Below are 467 nucleotides of genomic sequence, written 5' to 3' on the forward strand. Positions count from 1 at the left end.
CGCCGATGCGCATCTTGTCGCTCGGGTGGAAGTAGCCCAGCACTTCGATCGGGAAACGCTTGAAGGTCACGTCGCCGTTCTTGGCGCTGGCCTGGTCGACGTGGAAGCCGACCGTGCCCTGGAACGAGAACTGTTGATTGACGCGGTAGTCAACGCCAGCGAGGAACGCAATCATGCCGCCGGCGCGCACGTCGATCGAGCCGCCGTTCGCATATTCAGCGGTGGCCAGCTTGTCGCCACCGGCGGTCAGGCCGGCGCCAACGACGAAGCGCAACGGGTTGGCGGCAGGCGCCTGGGTTTGTGCCTGGGCCGAGCCCAGGGAAGCGATCGCCACAGCGATTACGAATGCAAGTTTTTTCATGGTGTTTTTGTAAGTAGGTTCATGGTACCGCGCGGAATGCTGCGTATTTACCAGGCAACATGATACGACCCACAATTGCAAACATGCAAGAGAGATGACTGTTCGT

Annotated in this window: 1 protein-coding gene; it reads right to left on the reverse strand. The window is 59.7% G+C overall.

The window, feature by feature from the left end:
- A partial coding sequence (locus F2P45_RS34510) for a hypothetical protein (protein WP_370663350.1) occupies positions 1 to 361 on the reverse strand: 361 nt, incomplete at its 3' end.
- Positions 362 to 467: the final 106 nt, after the last annotated feature.

Source organism: Massilia mucilaginosa, assembly GCF_011682145.1.
Lineage (GTDB): Bacteria > Pseudomonadota > Gammaproteobacteria > Burkholderiales > Burkholderiaceae_D > Telluria_A > Telluria_A mucilaginosa.